Raw genomic sequence first — 271 nt, 5'->3', positions numbered from 1 at the left:
CAAGGGGCCAGCCGCCGAAGGTGGGGTAGATGATTGGGGTGAAGTCGTAACAAGGTAGCCGTATCGGAAGGTGCGGCTGGATCACCTCCTTTCTATGGAGTCCATGATGACTGTAGGTCGTCGGACATAAAACAAAGGATTCGTCTCTCATTTGTTCAGTTTTGATGGAGCTTTCAACGGGGCCATAGCTCAGCTGGGAGAGCGCCTGCCTTGCAAGCAGGAGGTCAGCGGTTCGATCCCGCTTGGCTCCACCATTGAATTCCATCACAGC

At 54.2% G+C, this 271-nt stretch carries 1 tRNA gene and 1 rRNA gene; both read left to right on the top strand.

The features are described 5' to 3' along the window. Positions 1 to 92, top strand: a 16S ribosomal RNA gene (locus tag NI000_RS36625); the annotation flags it as partial. Between the two features lie 86 nt (positions 93 to 178). Then, a tRNA-Ala gene (locus NI000_RS36620) sits at positions 179 to 254 on the top strand. Positions 255 to 271: the final 17 nt, after the last annotated feature.

Origin of the sequence: Paenibacillus tyrphae, assembly GCF_024158745.1 — a bacterium.
GTDB lineage: Bacteria > Bacillota > Bacilli > Paenibacillales > NBRC-103111 > Paenibacillus_G > Paenibacillus_G tyrfis_A.
Note: the sequence above shows the minus strand (reverse complement) of the source record. Positions and strands in the feature narration are given on the sequence as shown.